Raw genomic sequence first — 17,938 nt, 5'->3', positions numbered from 1 at the left:
CCTTCCGTGCACCCCGCCCGTTGCTCCTTCGGGCGGGGTTTTCTATTGTTTGGCGCCCCGCGCCCGAGGTGAGAGCAAGGTGTTGAAGAAAGTCTGGTTCCAGCTGCATTGGTTCTTCGGCATAAGCGCCGGCCTGGTGCTGGCCCTGATGGGCGTGACCGGGGCGGCGCTGTCGTTCCAGGACGAACTGCTGCGTGCCTTCAACCCTGCCAGCCTGACGGTGCAGGAGCAGCCCGGCGGCACCCTGGCGCTGGACGAGCTGGTGCGGCGGGTGGAGTCCGCCGAGCCGGGCAAGAAGGTGTCCTTCGTCTGGGCCAGGGTCGACGGCGACGAGGCCGCGCGCATCTTCTTCACCCCGCCGCCGGGCCAGCGCCGCGGCGAATCGCGCTACGTCGACCCCTACACCGGTGCCTCGCTGCCGGCGCCGTCCGGGGAAGGCTTGTTCATGTTCATCATGCAGCTGCACCGCTTCCTGGCCCTGGGCGAGTTCGGCAAGCAGGTGACCGCTGCCTGCACCCTGATCCTCATCTATTTCTGCCTCTCCGGCCTGTACCTGCGCTGGCCGCGCAAGACCCTGAGCTGGCGCGCCTGGCTGGCCCTGGACTGGCGCAAGAAGGGCCGCGCCTTCAACTGGGACCTGCACGCCGTGGCCGGCACCTGGTGCCTGGCCTTCTACCTGCTGGCCTCGCTGACCGGCCTGTACTGGTCCTACGACTGGTACCGCGGCGCGCTGTTCAAGCTGCTCGACGACGCCCCGGCCGGCCAGCAGCGCCAGGGCGGCCGCGGTGGCCGTGGCGGCGAAGCGCCCAAGGGGCCGCCGCTGGAAGTGGACTACAGCGCCCTGTGGAACACCCTGCGCAGCACCGCCGGCCCCCAGCTCGAGGCCTACAACCTGCGCCTGCCGCCGGTGGGCGGGCAGCCGGCCACGGTGTTCTACCGCCTGGACGACGCCGCCCACGAACGCGCCTTCAACGAAATGCGCATCGATCCGAAGAGCGGCCGCCTGCTGGGCGACAAGCGCTACGCCGACAGCAGCTTCGGCAAGCAACTGCTGACCAGCGTCTACGCCCTGCACGTGGGCAGCTACTTCGGTATGCCCGGGCGCATCCTGATGATGCTGGCGAGCCTGGCCATGCCGCTGTTCTTCGTCACCGGCTGGCTGCTCTACCTCGACCGCCGGCGCAAGAAGAAGGCCGCCCAGGCCGCCCGCGTCGAACTGGCTGGCGCCGGCGGCGCCGATGCCTGGCTGGTGGGCTACGCCAGCCAGAGCGGTTTCGCCGAGCAACTGGCCTGGCAGAGCGCCGGGCAGCTGCAGGCCGCGGGCCTGGCGGTGCGCGTCGAGCCCCTGGCGCGCCTGGACCGCCAGCAACTGGAGCAGACGCGCAACGCGCTCTTCGTGGTCAGCACCTTCGGCGACGGCGAGGCCCCGGACAGCGCCCGCGGCTTCGAGCGCAAGCTGCTCGGCGAAGCCGCCGGCCTCGGCCAGCTGCGCTTCGCCATGCTCGCCCTGGGCGACCGCCAGTACCAGGCCTTCTGCGGCTTCGCCCGGCGCATGCAGGGCTGGCTGCAAGGACAGGGCGCGCAGCCGCTGTTCGACGGCGTGGAAGTGGACAACGGCGACGCCGCCGCCCTGCGCGAGTGGCAGCAACACCTGGCGCAACTGACCGGCGTGACCGCGCCGGCGCCCTTTGCCGCGCCGCAATACGAGCTGTGGAGCCTGGCCGCCCGCGAACACCTCAACCCCGGCAGCCAGGGCCAGTCCACCTGGCTGCTGCGCCTGCAAGCGCCGGCCGGCAGCAGCGCCGACTGGCGCGCCGGCGACCTGGTGGAAATCCTTCCGCAGCACCCGCGCGAACGCGTTCTGGCCTGGCTGGCGCGGCTGGGGGTGGACAGCATGGCCTGCGTCGAGGTCGACGGCGGCCGCGTGGGCCTGGCCGAAGCCCTGACCGGGCGCGAGCTGCCGGCCTCCCTCGGCCACCTGGTCGGCCTGCACCCGCAGGCCGTGCTGGACGCCTTGGTGCCGCTGGCGGCGCGGGAATACTCCATCGCCTCGCTGCCCAGCGACGGCGCCCTGGAGCTGATCGTGCGCCAGGAGCGCCACCCCGACGGCAGCCTGGGCGTGGGCTCCGGCTGGCTCACCGAATACCTGCAACCCGGCGCCGGCCTGGCCCTGCGCCTGCGCCGCAACGCCGGCTTCCACCTGCCGGAGGAAGACCGCCCGCTGATCCTGATCGGCAACGGCACCGGCCTGGCCGGCCTGCGCTCGCTGCTGCGCGCCAGCATAGGCGCGGGCCGCCGGCGCAACTGGCTGCTGTTCGGCGAACGCAACCGCGAGCACGACTTCTACTGCCGCGAAGAGCTGGAAGGCTACCTGCTGAGCGGCGAACTCCAGCGCCTGGACGTGGCCTTCTCCCGCGACCAGGCGAGCAAGGTCTACGTGCAGGACGTGCTGCGTGAACGCGCTGAGGAGTTGCGGCAGTGGCTGGAAGAGGGCGCGGCGATCTACGTCTGCGGCAGCCTGGAAGGCATGGCCGGCGGCGTGGACGCGGTGCTGCGCGAAGCGCTGGGCGACCTGGCGGTGGAAGCGTTGCTGGAAGAAGGGCGCTATCGGCGGGATGTTTACTGATGAACCGGCCCACTGCAACGTCTCTGGACTGAACGCCAGCCTTGCCGGCGTAATCGCGGACAAGGTCCGCTCCTACAGGGGGAATGCCGTGTTTCCCTGCTACCTGTAGGAGCGGGCCCTGCCCGCGAAATCGCGCGCAGGGCGCGCTCCTACAAGGGAATGGCGTGCTGGGGCAGCGTAGGAGCGGATCTCATCCGCGAAACGCGCCGGAACCTCCGGCTATCGCGGACAAGGTCCGCTCCTACGGGGGAGGAACGCCGTGTTTCCCGGCCACCTGTAGGAGCGGGCCCTGCCCGCGATTTCGCGCGCAGGGCGCGCTCCTACAAGGGAATGGCATGGGTGGGGCAGCGTAGGAGCGGATCTCATCCGCGAAACGCGCCGGAACCTCCGGCTATCGCGGACAAGGTCCGCTACGGGGGAGGAACGCCGTGTTTCCCGGCTACCTGTAGCGGGCCCTGCCCGCGATTTCGCGCGCAGGGCGCGCTCCTACATGGGAATGGCATGGGTGGGGCAGCGTAGGAGCGGATCTTATCCGCGAATCGCGCCGGAATCTCCGACTATCGCGGACAAGGTCCGCTCCTACGGGGGAGAAATACCATGCCTCCCGGCGACATGTAGGAGCGGACCCTGCCCGCGATTTCGCGCGCAGGGCGCGCTCCTACGAAGAGCACCGCACCTTCAGATCCAGAGAATGAACGCCAGGATCGCCCCGAAGAACGCCCACTTCTGCAGGTAGTACAGCTTGCGGTTGCGCTTCTTCAGCGCCTTGCCCTGCAGGCGGATCTTGTACAGCGTGCCGAAGGCGCGGTTGATGCCGCCGGTCTTGTCGCCGTCGTCGTTGGGCGAGGCGGCGGCAGCCATTACGTTGCGGCTGAACCAGCGGTTGAAGGCCTGCGCCCAGCGGTATTTCAGCGGCCGCTCGACGTCGCAGAAGAGGATCACCCGGTCATGCTCGGTGGTGTTCTCGGCGTAGTGGATGTAGGTCTCGTCGAACACCACGGCCTCGCCGTCCTTCCACGCATAGCGCTGGCCGTCCACCTCGATGAAGCAGCCTTCGTCGTTCGGCGTGAACAGCCCCAGGTGGTAGCGCAGCGAGCCGGCGTAGGGGTCGCGGTGGCGCACCAGGCGCGAGCCCGGCGGCAGCTCGGCGAACATCGCCGCCTTCACCGAGGGAATCTCCCGCAGCAGCGCGGTGGTCTGCGGGCAGACCACGTCGGCCGAGGGGTGGGCGTCGTCGTACCACTTCAGGTAGAAGCGCTTCCAGCCGGTCTTGAAGAAGGAGTTGAAGCCGACGTCGTTGTACTGCTCGGAGCGCTTGATGCTGCCGGCCTCGCGCAGGCGCAGGGCCTCGGCGCGGATGACTTCCCAGTTGTCGGTGAGCTTCTGCATCTCCGGGAAGGCGTTGGGCGTCAGGTAGGGCGTGTTGGGCACCCTGGAGAACAGGTACATGAAGCAGTTCAGCGGGGCGAGGAAGCTGGAGTGGTCGCTCAGCTGCCGGGACAGCTTGTGGCGGACCTTGCCGCGTACGTGCACATAGGCGATGCAGGCCGCGTAGGCAGCCAGGATCAGGGCTTTCATCTTCGAGTCGATGGCTTTCGGCGGGAGGAAGCGGAGGATATTACTCCCCTGAATCGTTACTGAATATTCCTAAGACTAAATGATGGCCCTCTGGTTTAACCTAGGGATGTTTCCGAAACTCGCCGGCGAAGTCGAGGCAGTATCATGACCGATCAGTCAACTCGCATCCTGCTCAACTGCGACATGGGGGAAAGCTACGGCGCCTGGCGTATGGGCGACGACGTCCACGCCATGCCGCTGATCGACCAGGCCAACCTGGCCTGCGGCTTCCACGCCGGCGACCCGCTGACCCTCCAGCGCACCGTGCGCCTGGCGGTGGAGCAGGGCGTGAGCATAGGCGCGCATCCGTCCTACCCCGACCTGGCCGGTTTTGGCCGCCGTCATATGAGCTGTTCGCCGGAAGAGGTGCAGGCCCTGGTGCTGTACCAGGTGGGCGCGCTGGACGCCTTCTGCCGCGCCGCCGGCACCCGCGTCGACTATGTGAAGCCCCATGGCGCGTTGTACAACGACCTGGTGCGCGACGACGCCCTGCTGGCAGCGGTGCTCGATGCCTGCGCGGCCTACCGCAAGGGCCTGCCGCTGATGGTCCTGGCCCTGGCCGACAACCGCCGCGAACTGGCCCTGGCCGACGCCGCCGACGTGCCGCTGATGTTCGAAGCCTTCGCCGACCGCGCCTACCTGCCCGACGGCCAGTTGGCCCCGCGGCGCCTGGCCGGCGCGGTGCACCACGAGCCGCAGCGCATCCTCGACCAGGCCCTGGCCATCGCCCGTGGCGAGCCCTTCCCGGACATCGACGGCAACCCCCTGCGGCTACGCGCCGACAGCCTCTGCGTACACGGCGACAACCCCGAATCCCTGGCGGTGCTGCGGCGCCTGCGTGGCCTGCTGGACGCCGCATGATCCGCGTCGAGCCCTTCGGCGCCGAAGCCCTGCTGCTGACCCTGGCCGAACGCCCGGACGCGCACCTGCCGCTGCGCATCGCCGCCCTGGCCGAACGCCTGCGCGCAGCCCTGGGCGAGGTGCTGACCGACCTGGTGCCGGGCTGGACCACGCTGCTGCTGCACTACGACCTGCGCCGCACCGACCCTCTCGACCTGCAGCGCCGCCTGGCGCCGTTGCTGGCGGACTGGCCCGGCCCCGAGCCGAGCGACGCCGCCGGGCGCCTGCATGAAATCCGCGTGTGGTACGCCGGTGAGGACCTCGACGAGGTGGCCCGGCGCTGCGGCCTGCGGCGGGACCAGGTGATCGAGCTGCACAGCGCCCGCGAGTACCGCGTCGGCGCCATCGGCTTCGCACCCGGCTTCGCCTATCTCGGCGAGCTGGACGAACGCCTGGCCCTGCCGCGCCGGGCCAACCCGCGCACCCGCGTGGCGGCCGGCAGCCTGGCCATCGCCGAGCGGCAGACCGCGGTCTATCCACAGGCCTCGCCGGGCGGCTGGCACCTGCTGGGGCTCACCGCGCAGCGCCTGTTCGACCCGCACCAGGAACCGCCGTGCCCGCTGGCGGTAGGCGACCGGGTGCGTTTCCTGCCCATCGACGAGGCTGCCTTCCGCCGCGCCGGAGGCTGCCCATGAGCGGCCTGCAGGTACTCAAGGCCGGCCCGCTGAGCCTGCTGCAGGATGCCGGACGCCACGGCTGGCAGCATCTCGGTGTTTCCACCGGCGGGCCTGTGGATATCCATGCCGCGGCCTGGGCCAACCACCTGTTGGGCAACGCCTGGGGCACGCCGCTGCTGGAGGTGGCCCTCGGCGGCCTGCGCCTGCGGGCCGAAGCGGACTGCTGGCTGGCGCTGTGTGGTGCGGCCATGCCGATCCGCGTGGACGGCGAAGCGCGCCCTGGCTGGTCGCGCTTCGCCCTGCGCGCCGGGCGGGAACTGGAACTGGGCTTCGCCGCCAGCGGCCAGCGCGCCTACCTGGCGGTGGCGGGCGGCTTCCGCGTCGAACCCGTGCTGGGCAGCGTCGCCACCCAGCGCCGCGAGGGCCTGGGCGGACTGCACGGCGACGGCCGGGCGCTGGAGGAGGGCGACCTGCTGCCTTGCGCGGCTAGCGGTGCAGCCTTCGAACGCGGCGCCAGCGTGCCCTGGCCCTACGTGCCGGACTACCGCGAGACGCCGGTGCTGCGCGTGCTGCCCGGTGGTGACGCCTTCGAGCCGGAGCAGCGTGCCGCCTTCTTCGAGCGCACCTGGCAACTCAGCCCGCAATCCGACCGCATGGGCGCGCGCCTGCACGGCGAGCCGATCCGCGCACCCCGCCGGCAGTGGTCGCTGGGCATGGTCCGCGGCGCCATCCAGGTGCCGCCGGACGGCCAGCCCATCGTCCTGCAGGCCGACCACCAGAGCATGGGCGGCTACCCGTTGCTCGGCTTCGTCCACCCCCTGGACCTGGGCCGCCTGGCGCAGTGCCCGGCTCACGCCGAGGTGCGCTTTGCCGAGACGACGCTGGAGGTGGCGCAGGACGATCTGCGGCGCTTCTACCGTTTCTTCCGCGGCTAGCGGGGCAGGTGCAGCAGGGGCAGCGGCGCCGATTCCTTGAGGGTGCTGATGGCGAAGTTGCTGCGGATGTCGCTCACCCCCGGCAGTTTCAGCAGGGTGCCGGTGAGGAAGTGCTCGTAGGCGCGCAGGTCCGGGACCACCACCTGCAGCAGGAAGTCCGATTCGCCGGAGACCAGGTGCACCGAGATCACCTCGGGCAGGTCGACCACCGCGCGGCGGAAGGCTTCGGCCTGTTCCTCGTGGTGGCGCTCCACCTTGATTCCGACGAACACCGTCAGGCCCAGGCCGACCTGGTCGCGGTCCAAGTCGGCGCCGTAGCGGCGGATCACCCCGGCCTCTTCCAGCAAGCGCACACGGCGCAGGCAGGGGGAAGGCGACAGGCCGATGGCCTCGGCCAGTTGCACGTTGCTCAGGCGGCCGTCGCGCTGCAGGGCGGCGAGGATGCGGTGGTCGTAGGCGTCCAGTTTGTGGTTTGGCATATCTGGCCAGCTTTCAGGATTTGGATTGGCAGATCATGCCAAAACAAGATGGCCTGGCAAGCAGAATACGCAAGCACCTGCCCTGGCCTTCGGGCATAGAATCCTTGACCGGAGTCCCTTCCTGCGGAGTGCGAACCATGGATTTCGGCGTCTTCCTGCTGGCCCTGGCGATGGTCTACCTGCTGCCCGGGCCGGACATGCTCCTGCTGCTGCACACCGGTGCCAGCCGCGGCGGCCGCACGGCCCTGGTCACCGCCCTGGGCCTGGCCACGGCGCGGGGCTGCCATGTGGTATTGGCTGGTGCCGGGCTGGCGCTGTTGTTTCGCAGCGTGCCCTGGACCTTCGATGTGGTGCGTTTGGCTGGCGCGGCCTACCTGGCGTGGCTGGGGCTGCGCATGTTGCTGGCGCGGCCGTCGTTGGCGGGTATCGAGCCTGTGGCCGAGGTTCAGGCGCGGAGTTGGCGGCGAGCCTTTGGCAATGGGTTGTTGACCAATCTGCTCAATCCCAAGGCGTTGTTGTTCTGTTCGGTGTTGCTGCCGCAGTTCGTGCGGCCGGATGCGGGGCCGTTGGCGTTGCAGTTCGGCGTGCTGGGGGCGGTGCTGGTGGGGGTGGGGTTGGTGTTCGATAGTTTCTATGCGTTGAGCGGGGCGCGGCTGGGGCGTTGGTTGGAGCGGCATGTGGTGGCGCAGAGGGTGCAGCAGTGGGCTTTTGCTTCGTTGCTGATCGGGTTTGGGGCGCGGTTGGCTTTGTTGAGGGAGGTGTAGGCGCGAGCTTGCTCGCGAATGGATTTCGCCGGGGGGAGTGGGGTTGGGCGGGTTCGCGAGCAAGCTCGCTCCTACAAGAGGGGGTGGGTGTGGGGGGGAGTTGTGGAGTACAGGGATGCTCCGTTCCCCTCACCCCAGCCCTCTCCCGGAGGGAGAGGGGGCTTGTCCGTGCCGGCTGGGGGTGAGGTTTCAGCCGGATGTCACAGCGTCCGGCTGACTCCGAAATATCAGCACACTCCGAACGGTCCCCTCTCCCTTTGGGAGAGGGTTAGGGTGAGGGAGCGGAGCCCAGCATTAGCACCATTACCCCAGAAACTGCTCCGCATGATGGCAAGCCACCTGCCGCTCATCCAGCAGCCGCAGTTCCGGCACCTCCGTCTTGCAACGCTCCGTCGCATAGGGGCAGCGCTTGTGGAAGGCGCAGCCACTGGGCGGGTTGAGCGGGTTGGGCAACTCGCCCTGGATCTTGATCTTCGGCTTGCCCGGGTCCGGGTGGATCGCCGGGGTGGCCGAGAGCAGGGCGCGGGTGTAGGGGTGCAGCGGGCGTTCGTAGAGCTTGTCCGCCGGGCCCATTTCCGCCGGGCGGCCGAGGTACATCACCAGCACGTCGTCGGCCACGTGGCGCACCACCGCCAGGTTGTGGGAGATGAACACGTAGGCGGTGCCGAACTCCTGCTGCAGGTCCATGAACAGGTTGAGCACCTGGGCCTGGATGGACACGTCCAGCGCCGAGGTCGGCTCGTCAGCCACCAGCACCTTGGGCTGCAGCATCATGGCGCGGGCCAGGGCGATGCGCTGGCGCTGGCCGCCGGAGAACATGTGCGGGTAGCGCTGGTAGTGCTCCGGGCGCAGGCCCACCTGCTGCATCATCGCCTGCACCCGCTCGCGGCGTTCGCTGCGCGACAGGCTGGTGTTGATCAGCAGCGGCTCGCCGAGCTGGTCGCCGATCTTCTGCCGCGGGTTGAGCGAGGCGTAGGGGTTCTGGAACACCATCTGCACGTCGCGGCGCAGTTGCTTGCGCTGCTCGTGGCTGGCGCCCTTCACTTCCTGGCCGGCGATGCGCAGGGAGCCGGAGGTGGGCTCCTCGATCAGCGTCAGGGCGCGGGCCAGGGTCGACTTGCCGCAGCCGGACTCGCCGACCACCGCCAGGGTCTTGCCGGCCTGCAGTTCGAAGGACACGCCGTTGAGGGCGCGGACCAGGGCGTGGGGCTTGAACAGGCCCTGGGCGATGTCGTAGTGGCGGGTCAGGTCGCGGGCGGTCAGTACGGCTTCCATCAGACCACCTCCTTGAGGTTCAGCGGGTAGTAGCAGCGCACCGCGCCGCGGACGTGGGGTTCCAGGGCCGGGCGGATGGCGCGGCAGTTGTCCTGCACGTAGGGGCAGCGCGGCGACAGCAGGCAGCCCTGCGGCCGGTCGTAGCGCCCGGGGACGATGCCGGGCAGGGTGGCCAGGCGTTCCAGGCCTGCGCTGTGCTCGGGAATCGCCTTGAGCAGGGCCTCGGTGTAGGGATGGGTGGGCAGGTCGAACAGCGCCGGCACCTGGCCGATCTCCACCGCCTGCCCGGCGTACATCACGCAGACGCGCTGGGCGGTCTCGGCGACCACGGCGAGGTCGTGGGTGATCAGGATCAGCGCCATGCCCTGGTCGCGCTGCAGGTTCAGCAGCAGTTCCATGATCTGCGCCTGGATGGTCACGTCCAGGGCCGTGGTGGGTTCGTCGGCGATCAGCAGCTTGGGCTCGCCGGCGATGGCCATGGCGATGGCCACGCGCTGGCTCATGCCGCCGGAGAGCTGGTGCGGGTAGGCGTCCAGGCGCTGGGCGGCGCCGGGGATTTCGACCTTCTCCAGCAGTTCCAGGGCGCGCTGGCGCGCGGCCTTGCCGCGCAGGCCCAGGTGCAGGCGCAGCACTTCCTCGATCTGGAAGCCCACGGTGTAGCTGGGGTTGAGCGCGGTCATCGGGTCCTGGAAGACCATGGCGATGTCCTTGCCGACGATGCGCCGGCGCTCGCGGCCCTTGAGCTTGAGCATGTCGCTGCCGTCGAAGCGCAGGGTGTCGGCGGTGATGCGCCCGGGGGCGTCGATCAGGCCCATCAGCGCCATCATGGTCACCGACTTGCCGGAGCCGGACTCGCCGACGATGGCCAGCACCTCGCCCTTGTCGACGTTCAGGTCGAGGCCGTCGACCACGGGCACGGCGTCGGCGCCGCCGAAGCGCACCGAGAGGTTGCGGATTTCCAGGAGGCTCATACGGCGGTCTCCAGCGAATTCTTCCTGTAGGAGCGAGCTTGCTCGCGAACGGCGGTATGGCGGGGAGGCAGGTTCGCGAGCAAGCTCGCTCCTACGAAAAGCGCAGTCTTCATCGAGATGTTCCTCACGCCGCGCTCTTGAGTTTCGGGTCCAGCGCGTCGCGCAGGCCGTCGCCCACCAGGTTGATGGCCAGCACGCTGAGCAGGATGGCCAGGCCGGGCAGACTCACCACCCACCAGGCGCGCTCGATGTAGTCGCGCGCCGAGGCCAGCATGGTGCCCCACTCCGGGGTCGGCGGTTGCACGCCGAGGCCGAGGAAGCCCAGGGCGGCAGCGTCGAGGATGGCCGAGGAGAAGCTCAGGGTGGCCTGGACGATCAGCGGCGCCATGCAGTTGGGCAGCACGGTGACGAACATCAGCCGCCAGAGGCCTGCGCCGGCCAGGCGCGAGGCGGTGACGTAGTCGCGGTTGACCTCGCCGAGCACCGCCGCGCGGGTCAGGCGCACGTAGGAGGGCAGCGAGACCACGGCGATGGCGATCACGGTGTTGAACAGCCCCGGGCCGAGCACCGCGACGATGGCCACCGCCAGCAGCAGCGAGGGCAGCGCCAGCATGATGTCCATCAGGCGCATGATCACCGGGCCCAGGCGGTTCGGCGAGAAGCCGGCGACCAGGCCCAGCACCAGCCCCGGCAGCAGCGAGATGACCACCGAACTCAAGGCGATCAGCAGCGACAGGCGGGCGCCGAAGATCAGCCGCGAGAGCATGTCGCGGCCCACTTCGTCGGTGCCCAGCAGGAACTGCCCGGTGCCGCCTTCCAGCCACACCGGCGGGGTGAGCAGGAAGTCGCGGAACTGCTCGCTGGGGTCGTAGGGCGCCACCCAGGGCGCGAACAGCGCGCAGAAGACGATCAGCACCATGAAGGCCAGGCCGCCCACCGCACCCTTGTTGTGCGCGAAGGCTTGCCAGAACTCTTTCAGGGGCGAGGGGTAGACCAGGCTCGGGTCGCCGGCGGGAGCGTTTTGCATGGAATTCATCGCGGGCTCCTCAGCGTTGGTGGCGGATGCGCGGGTTGACCAGGCCGTAGAGGATGTCCACGGTGAAGTTGACCAGGATCACCAGGGTGGCGACCAGCAGGATGCCGTTCTGCACCACCGGGTAGTCGCGGCGGCTGATGGCGTCGATCAGCCACTTGCCGATGCCCGGCCAGGAGAAGATGGTCTCGGTCAGCACGGCGCCGGCCAGCAGCGCGCCGACCTGCAGGCCGAACACGGTGAGCACCGGGATCATGGCGTTGCGCAGGGCGTGCACGAACACCACCCGGGCCGGCGACAGGCCCTTGGCGCGGGCGGTGCGCACGTAGTCCTCGCGCAGCACCTCGAGCATGGCCGAGCGGGTCATGCGGGCGATCACCGCCAGCGGGATGGTGCCCAGCACGATGGCTGGCAGGATGAGGTGGTGCAGGGCGTCGAGGAAGGCGCCCTCCTCGTCGGAGAGCAGGGTGTCGATGAGCATGAAGCCGGTCTTCGGCTCGATGTCGTAGAGCAGGTCCAGGCGCCCGGACACCGGCGTCCAGCCGAGGGTCACGGAGAACAGCATGATGAGGATCAGGCCCCACCAGAAGATCGGCATCGAGTAGCCGGCCAGGGAAATGGTCATCACCCCGTGGTCGAAGATCGAGCCGCGCTTGAGCGCCGCTATCACCCCCGCCAGCAGGCCGAAGGTGCCGGCGAAGAGCATGGCGGCGATGGCCAGTTCCAGGGTCGCCGGGAACAGCGTGAGGAACTCGTGCCAGACGCTGTCGCGGGTCACCAGGGATTCGCCGAGGTTGCCCTGGGCGAGGTTGCCGATGTAGTCCAGGTACTGCTGGTACAGCGGCTTGTCCAGGCCCAGGCGGTGCATGGCCTCGGCGTGCATCTGCGGGTCGACGCGGCGCTCGCCCATCATCACCTCGACCGGGTCGCCGGGGATCATGCGGATCAGCGCGAAGGTCAGCAGCGTGACGCCGAAGAAGGTGGGAATGAGCAGGCCGAAACGGCGTGCGATGAAACTCAGCATGGTGGGGGCGGACTCCTCATCACGCGGCTGCCCGCGGGGATAACGCGGGCGCCCGTTTTTATTGTCACTTCACCCGGATATCGGAAAGCCGCACCTCGGCGAAGTTGTTATTGCTCAGCGGGCTGATGGTGTAGCCCTCGATATTGCTGCGGCGCACATTGAACAGCTTAGGATGCGCCAGGGGAATCCAGGGGGCCTGTTCGTGGAATATCTTTGTCGCCTTTTCATAAAGTTCCTGCCGTTTCGACCGCTCGTCGGTGCGCCGGGCCTGCTGGATCAGTGATTCGAAGGCCGCATCGCACCAGCGCGCCTGGTTTTCCCCGGATTTGGCCGCCGCGCAGCTGAGGTTGGGGCTGAGGAAGTTGTCCGGGTCGCCGTTGTCGCCGGCCCAGCCGAGCAGCGAGAGGTCGTGCTCGCCGGCCTTGGAGCGCTTGAGCAGTTCGCCCCATTCCAGCGAGCGGATCTGCAGCGCGATGCCGACCTTGGCCAGGTCCGCCTGCATCATCTGTGCCGCCAGCGCCGGGTTGGGGATGGTCGGCGAGCTGCCGTTGCGGATGAACAGCGTCAGCTTCAGACCGTCGTCCACCCCGGCTTCCTTGAGCAGGGCCCGGGCGCGCCCGGGGTCGTGCGGCCAGTCCTGGAGCTGCCGGTTGTAGCCGAGCAGCGTCGCCGGGTAGGGGTTGATAGCCGGGGTCGCCGCGCCGGGGCCGAACACCGCCTCCAGCAGCGCCGGCTTGTCGATGGCCAGGTTGATGGCCTGGCGCACCCGCGCATCGTCCAGCGGCTTGTGCTGGGTGTTGAGGGCCACGTAGGTGGTCAGCAGGGCGTCGGTGCTGTCCACCGCCAGGCCCGCTTCCTTCTGCAGCTGCGGCACGTCGGCCGGCTTCGGGTAGAGCGCCACCTGGCATTCGCCGCGGCGCAGCTTCTGCATGCGCACGTTGGGGTCGAGGGTGATGGCGAACACCAGGTTGTCGATGGCCGGCTTGCCGCCGAAGTAGTCCGGGTTGGCCTTGTAGCGCACCTGGGCGTCGCGGGCGTAGCGGCTGAAGACGAAGGGGCCGGTGCCGATGGGCTGGGCGTTGAGCTGTTCCTGCTTGCCGGCCTTGAGCAGCTGGTCGCCATATTCGGCCGAGTAGATGGAAGCGAAGCCCATGGCCATGTCGGCGAGGAAGGGCGCTTCCGGGTGGTTGAGGGTGAAGCGCACGGTCAGCTCGTCGAGCTTGTCCACCGACTTGATCAGCTCGCCCATGCCCATGGCCTCGAAGTAGGCGTAGCCGCGCGGCGCCGAGGCGTGCCAGGGGTGCTGCGGGTCCAGCGCGCGCTGGAAGCTCCAGAGCACGTCGTCGGCGTTCAGCGTGCGGCTGGGCTTGAAGTAGTCGGTGCTGTGGAACTTCACCCCCGGGCGCAGGCGGAAGGTGTAGGCCAGCCCGTCGGGGCTGACCTCCCAACTCTGCGCCAGGGCCGGCACTACCTCGGTGGTGCCCGGGCGGAACGCCACCAGGCGGCTGAACACCGTCTCGGCGGCGGCGTCGGCGGTGACCGCGCCGGTGTACTGGACGATGTCGAAACCTTCGGGGCTGGCCTCGGTGCACACCACCAGGTTCTGCGCCAGCGCGGGGCCGGCGCCGAGCGCCAGGAGCAGGGGCAGGTAGCGCGGGATCATGGGGGTTCTCCTACAGCAGGTCGAAGGGGAAGGTGCTGACCAGGCGGACCTCGTCGACGCTGCCGTCGACCTGGTTCTGGCTGGCCAGGTGCTTCATGTACATCAGGCGGAACTTGCTGCGCTTGAGCGGGCCGTCCTGGACCACGTAGGTGCCCATCAGGCCCAGCTCGTGGTGCTTCTCGCCGTCCTGGTTGCGGACCTCGGCATAGTTGCCGTAGGCGCCGTTGCGATCGCCGTCGTAGTGGGTGCCGTCGATGTCCCAGCCCTTGGCGTACCACACCGCGGTGCTCAGGCCGGGCACGCCGTAGGGCGCGAAGTCGGTGCCGTAGCGCAGCTGCACGGATTTTTCGTTGGGACCGTTGTAGTCCGACAGCAGCGAGTTGGCCAGGTAGATGGCCGAGGTCTCGTGCACGTAGTCGAAGTACTCGTTGCCGTCCACCTGCTGCCAGCCGAGCATCAGGCTGTGGGCGCCATGGCTGAGGGTGAAGGCCAGGCTCCAGGTGTCGTTGTCGATGTAGCCGGCCTCGCGGTTGCCGGTGTCGCGGGTGCTGTAGAGGTTGAAGCTGGTGTTCAGGGCCAGGCTCTGCGCATCGCCCAGGTCGTGGGAGAAGCCGAGGTAGTACTGGTTCCAGACGTCCTCGAAATGCCCGCCGTAGGCGCTCACCGAGAGGTTGTCGGCGACCTTGTAGGTGCCGCCGAGGTAGCTGTAGCGGTCGCCCTTGACCTGGCGCGTGCCGTACTCGGTGGTGAAGTCCTCGTCGCCCGCCCCGGTGCGCGGGCTGGCGCGGGTGAAGCTGCCGGCCTGCAGCGAGAGGCCGGCCAGCTCCTCGCTGAGCAGGCCGACGCCGTTGAAGCTCGACGGCAGGGCGCGGTTGTCGATGCTGTTGAACACCGGTGTCTCCACCTGGAAGCGCCCGGCCTTGAGCTCGGTGTTGGAGACGCGCAGGCGCAGGTTGGCGATGCCCAGCTTCGACCACTCGTCCAGCGCCTCGCCGTCGCTGTGGGCCAGGGTGCGGTTGCCGCCGCCGCCGATCACGCCCTTGCCGCGCTCCAGGTTGATGGCGTTGAAGCCGGCCACGTCGAGGCCGAAGCCGACGGTGCCCTGGGTATAGCCGGAGCTGTACTGGAGGATGGTGCCCTGCACCCAGGCGCGGCGGCTGTGGGTGAATTCCGAGCCGCCTTCCTTGGGAATGCGGAAGCCGAAGCTGTCGTGCATCTGCTCGCGGGAAAAGAAGTTGCGCGTGCTCAGGGTCAGTTTCTGGCCCTCGATGAAGCCGCTGGCGCCGGCCTGGCCCTTGTTCGCATCGTCCTCGGCGGCCTGGGCCTGGCCGAGCAGCCCGGCGCCGATCGCCAGGCCCAGTACAGCGGGTTTGAGGTAGGGACACTGCATGGATTGCTCCTTTTTCTTCTTCGTTGTTGTTCGAGACGGCAAACGCATCCCGCCGCGCCTGCCGGAGCGGGCGCGCGGGGTGTGGGGCAGTGGCGAAACGAAGGGCCGCCCGGTCTGCGCCGGGTCGGCGGGCCGAAAGCCTCGGCTAGGGCTGGTTGCTCACGCCGTAGAAGGTGTTGCGCCCGAAGGGGCTGATGAGGAAGCCCTGCACCGACTTGCGCATGGGCTGGTACACCGTGGAGTGGGCGATGGGGCTGATGGGCAGTTGCTGGGCGAGCAGCTGCTGGGCCTGCTGGTAGAGGGTGACGCGCTGGGCGTGGTCGGTGGTGGCCTTGGCCTGCTTGACCAGCTTGTCGTAGGCCGCGTCGCACCACTTGGAGATGTTGTTGCCGTTGACCGCGTCGCAGCCGTAGAGGGTGCCGAGCCAGTTGTCCGGGTCGCCGTTGTCGCCGGTCCAGCCGAACAGGGCGGCGTCGTGCTCGCCGGCGTGGGCGCGCTTGATGTACTCGCCCCACTCGTAGCTGACGATCCTGGCCTTGATGCCGACCTTGGCCCAGTCGGCCTGGATCATCTCGGCCATCAACTTGGCATTGGGGTTGTACGGGCGCTGCACCGGCATGGCCCAGAGGGTGATCTCGGTGCCTTCGGCGATGCCGGCCTGCTTCAGCAGTTCGCGGGCCTTGGCCGGATCGTAGGCCTGGCCCTTGATCGACTCGTCATAGGACCACTGCGTCGGCGGCATGGCGTTCACCGCCAGCTGGCCGGCGCCCTGGTAGATGGCGTCGATGATCGCCTGCTTGTTCACCGCCATGTCCAGCGCCTGGCGCACCTCGACGCGGTCCAGCGGCTTGTGGGTGACGTTGTAGGCGATGTAGCCGAGGTTGAAGCCCGGCTGCGAGGGCATGTTCAGGTTTGCGTCCTGCTTCAGCGAGGCCAGGTCCGCCGGGCGCGGGTTGAGGCTGATCTGGCATTCGCCGGCCTTGAGCTTCTGCATGCGCACCGAGGCGTCGGTGTTGATGGCGAAGATCAGGTTGTCCAGGCGCACGTCCTCGGGCTTCCAGTAGTCCTTGTTGCCCTTGAAGCGGATCAGCGCGTCCTTCTGGTAGCGGCTGAGCACGAAGGGCCCGGTGCCGATGGGCTTCTGGTTGATCTCGCTGGCCTTGCCCCGGGCGAGCAACTGGCCGGCATACTCGGCGGACTGGATGGCCGCGAAGCTCATGGCCAGGTTCTGGATGAAGGCGGCGTCGACCTCGTTGAGGACGAAGCGGACGCTGTAGTCGTCGAGCTTCTCCACCCTGGCGATGTTGCGGTCCAGGCCCATGTCGGTGAAGTAGGGGAACTCGGTGGGGTAGGCCTTGCGGAACGGCTGGTCCTTGTCGAGCATGCGCTCGAAGGTGAAGACCACGTCGTCGGCGTTGAACTCGCGGCTGGGCTTGAAGTAGTCGGTGGTATGGAACTTCACGCCGTGGCGCAGGTGGAAGGTCCAGGCCTTGCCGTCGGCGCTGGTCTCCCAGCTTTCGGCCAGGGCCGGCACGGCCTCGGTGCCGCCGCGCTCGAACTGCACCAGGCGGTTGAACAGGGTTTCCGACGTGGCGTCGTAGTCGGTGCCGGTGGTGTACTGGCCCGGGTCGAAGCCGGCCGGGCTGCCTTCGGAGCAGTACACCAGGGTGTTGCCGGCGAAGCTCGCCGAGCTGGCCAGCAGCAGGCCGCCGGCGACCAGTGAATGCATGGAGTTACGACGCTTCATACGCATGCCTAACCTCGTTGTTCTTTTTCTGAGGGAGCCGGGCATGGGCCTGATGGGCCTGTGCCGGCTCGGGCGCCACCGCTCCCCCGTGGGCGATGGTCGGATGCCGCCGGGGTAGCCGGCGAACGTCGAACGCGAAGTTAAGTCAGGCTGAAATTAAGGTCAACTTAAATTCAGTGCTACTGCAAAAATCAGAAGAGTCCTAATACCTAGGGAATGTCTCAGGTGCCCGGATGCTCGCCGAACAGCGGCATGGTGGTGACGGTCAGCACCTCGGCGGTTTCCTCGCCGGCATTGCGCAGGCAGTGGGGCTTGCCGGCGTCGAAGTGCACCGAGTCGCCGGGGCCCAGGGGGTAGCTGCGGCCGTCGATGGTGTAGACGATGCTGCCGCTGAGCACGTAGGCGAATTCCGCGCCCTCGTGGGCAATCAGCTCGGACTGGTAGCCGACCGGCATGTTCATCTTCACTGCGTTGAGCTGGTTGCCGGGGAAGGAACTGGACAGGCGCTCGTAGCCCAGCGGCTGGCCCTCGATGGCATAGCGCACGCGCTCGCCCTGGTGGGTGTCCGGCTGCGCTTGCTGCGGCTGGTCGAACAGCTCGTTGAGCGGCACCCCCAGGGACTTGGCGATGCTGGCCAGGGACGAGATGGAAACCCCGGTGAGGTTGCGTTCGGCCTGGGACAGGAAGCTGGCGGTGAGGCCGGATTCGCTGGCCACCTGGTTGAGGGTCTTCTTCGCGGCGCGCCGATAGCGACGCAGGCGCTCTCCGATTCGATCGACGGTCATTGGCTGGGCTCTTGGAGGATGTCGGCAGTATACCGGCGAAGGAAGGCGGAGGAAGAGGGCCGGAAAGGTTGGCGGGTGGAGGAGGCTTCTTCTGTGTATTTAAGTGGTGCTT

15 protein-coding genes are annotated in these 17,938 nt (G+C 68.4%); 5 read left to right on the top strand and 10 right to left on the bottom strand.

All coding sequences use genetic code 11. The annotated features are described in order from the left end of the window. Positions 1-82: 82 nt before the first annotated feature. Positions 83-2,626 carry a PepSY domain-containing protein gene (locus M8R19_RS10760; protein ID WP_249920161.1) on the top strand — a complete coding sequence of 848 codons (2,544 nt, stop codon included), beginning with the start codon at positions 83-85 and terminating at the stop codon, positions 2,624-2,626. Positions 2,627-3,304: 678 nt separating this feature from the next. On the opposite strand, the gene lpxO is transcribed toward M8R19_RS10760, so the two are convergent. Continuing rightward, positions 3,305-4,204: a lipid A hydroxylase LpxO gene (lpxO, locus tag M8R19_RS10755; protein WP_249917777.1), complete on the bottom strand. Its 900-nt coding sequence runs from the start codon at positions 4,202-4,204 to the stop codon at positions 3,305-3,307. Positions 4,205-4,348: 144 nt separating this feature from the next. Between lpxO and M8R19_RS10750 the strand changes: the two genes are divergently transcribed. From M8R19_RS10750 to M8R19_RS10740, 3 genes are read left to right on the top strand one after another with little or no spacing between them, the layout of a single operon-like run. Further along, positions 4,349-5,104, top strand: coding sequence for a 5-oxoprolinase subunit PxpA (locus M8R19_RS10750; protein WP_058071449.1), 756 nt, complete (start codon positions 4,349-4,351; stop codon positions 5,102-5,104). Further along, positions 5,101-5,778, top strand: coding sequence for a 5-oxoprolinase subunit PxpB (gene pxpB, locus M8R19_RS10745; protein WP_249917776.1), 678 nt, complete (start codon positions 5,101-5,103; stop codon positions 5,776-5,778). The genes M8R19_RS10750 and pxpB overlap by 4 nt, the downstream gene beginning before the upstream one ends. Next, positions 5,775-6,695, top strand: a complete 921-nt coding sequence (locus M8R19_RS10740) for a 5-oxoprolinase subunit C family protein (RefSeq protein WP_249917775.1) — start codon at positions 5,775-5,777, stop codon at positions 6,693-6,695. Before pxpB ends, M8R19_RS10740 begins: the two co-directional genes overlap by 4 nt. Here M8R19_RS10740 and M8R19_RS10735 read toward each other — a convergent pair. Then, positions 6,692-7,174, bottom strand: coding sequence for an Lrp/AsnC family transcriptional regulator (locus tag M8R19_RS10735; protein WP_249917774.1), 483 nt, complete (start codon positions 7,172-7,174; stop codon positions 6,692-6,694). The two genes, M8R19_RS10740 and M8R19_RS10735, sit on opposite strands and share 4 nt — an antisense overlap. 137 nt (positions 7,175-7,311) lie before the next feature. Between M8R19_RS10735 and M8R19_RS10730 the strand changes: the two genes are divergently transcribed. Continuing rightward, positions 7,312-7,938, top strand: coding sequence for a LysE family translocator (locus M8R19_RS10730; protein WP_116422630.1), 627 nt, complete (start codon positions 7,312-7,314; stop codon positions 7,936-7,938). A gap of 303 nt (positions 7,939-8,241) precedes the next feature. On the opposite strand, the gene M8R19_RS10725 is transcribed toward M8R19_RS10730, so the two are convergent. The 8 genes from M8R19_RS10725 to M8R19_RS10690 all read right to left on the bottom strand — a co-directional run bounded on the left by M8R19_RS10725 (position 8,242) and on the right by M8R19_RS10690 (position 17,826). Beyond that, a complete protein-coding gene (locus M8R19_RS10725) occupies positions 8,242-9,213 on the bottom strand; it encodes a peptide ABC transporter ATP-binding protein (RefSeq protein WP_249917773.1) in 972 nt (323 codons plus the stop codon). Beyond that, positions 9,213-10,184 carry an ABC transporter ATP-binding protein gene (locus M8R19_RS10720; RefSeq protein WP_249917772.1) on the bottom strand — a complete coding sequence of 324 codons (972 nt, stop codon included), beginning with the start codon at positions 10,182-10,184 and terminating at the stop codon, positions 9,213-9,215. Before M8R19_RS10720 ends, M8R19_RS10725 begins: the two co-directional genes overlap by 1 nt. A 124-nt stretch (positions 10,185-10,308) precedes the next feature. Then, entirely contained in the window at positions 10,309-11,220 is a 912-nt protein-coding gene (locus M8R19_RS10715; protein ID WP_009617722.1) for an ABC transporter permease subunit, read from the bottom strand. Between the two features lie 10 nt (positions 11,221-11,230). Then, a complete protein-coding gene (locus M8R19_RS10710) occupies positions 11,231-12,241 on the bottom strand; it encodes an ABC transporter permease subunit (RefSeq protein ID WP_043315252.1) in 1,011 nt (336 codons plus the stop codon). A gap of 64 nt (positions 12,242-12,305) precedes the next feature. Next, a complete protein-coding gene (locus tag M8R19_RS10705; RefSeq protein WP_249917771.1) occupies positions 12,306-13,904 on the bottom strand; it encodes an ABC transporter substrate-binding protein in 1,599 nt (532 codons plus the stop codon). Between the two features lie 10 nt (positions 13,905-13,914). Continuing rightward, positions 13,915-15,294, bottom strand: a complete 1,380-nt coding sequence (locus tag M8R19_RS10700) for an OprD family porin (protein WP_249917770.1) — start codon at positions 15,292-15,294, stop codon at positions 13,915-13,917. A 145-nt stretch (positions 15,295-15,439) separates the two neighbouring features. Next, the gene (locus M8R19_RS10695) at positions 15,440-17,041 is read right to left on the bottom strand and encodes an ABC transporter substrate-binding protein (RefSeq protein WP_249920160.1); all 1,602 of its coding nucleotides are present in this window, start codon (positions 17,039-17,041) and stop codon (positions 15,440-15,442) included. Positions 17,042-17,262: 221 nt separating this feature from the next. After that, positions 17,263-17,826, bottom strand: coding sequence for a helix-turn-helix domain-containing protein (locus M8R19_RS10690; RefSeq protein ID WP_009617731.1), 564 nt, complete (start codon positions 17,824-17,826; stop codon positions 17,263-17,265). Between the last annotated feature and the right edge of the window lie 112 nt (positions 17,827-17,938).

Origin of the sequence: Pseudomonas sp. R3.Fl (assembly GCF_023516765.1) — a bacterium.
Taxonomy (GTDB): Bacteria; Pseudomonadota; Gammaproteobacteria; order Pseudomonadales; family Pseudomonadaceae; genus Pseudomonas; species Pseudomonas citronellolis.
This window is presented reverse-complemented; position numbering and strand designations above follow the sequence as displayed.